Below are 402 nucleotides of genomic sequence, written 5' to 3' on the forward strand. Positions count from 1 at the left end.
CAACAGCAGCAGCAGCAGCAACATCGTCGTCATCCACACACACAAATGTGTTCCCGTCACCTTATCATACACAACACCTCACACTATCTGGACAGAGAACTCACAGTTACTGATCTACCGACTGATAAATTGTCGGGAAAATGTGGGTGTTGGGAACAACATCACTCCTCTACATATTCCTCTCCACCTACTGCCACAGACTACAAGACCGCACATGTTTGTTCGTTCGATTGTGTGATTGTGTGAGTGGGTGTGTGTGGGCATGTGTGCACAAGTGTATGTGGTGTGTTTATGCGAATGTCAATAGGAATCCACACATTCAATCACAATAGACTCCCATCAAATTCATTGTGTATATGCAACAATCCACCTGGTTCGTTAGACATCATGATTTCCAGACTG

General features: G+C 44.8%; 1 protein-coding gene. It reads left to right on the top strand.

Going from position 1 to position 402, the window contains the following annotated elements:
* Positions 1-238: hypothetical protein (locus EJ063_RS21980; RefSeq protein ID WP_208640402.1), on the top strand; the 238-nt coding region annotated here is incomplete at its 5' end.
* Positions 239-402: the final 164 nt, after the last annotated feature.

Source organism: Vibrio aquaticus, from assembly GCF_003970385.1.
GTDB classification, from domain to species: Bacteria; Pseudomonadota; Gammaproteobacteria; order Enterobacterales; family Vibrionaceae; genus Vibrio; species Vibrio aquaticus.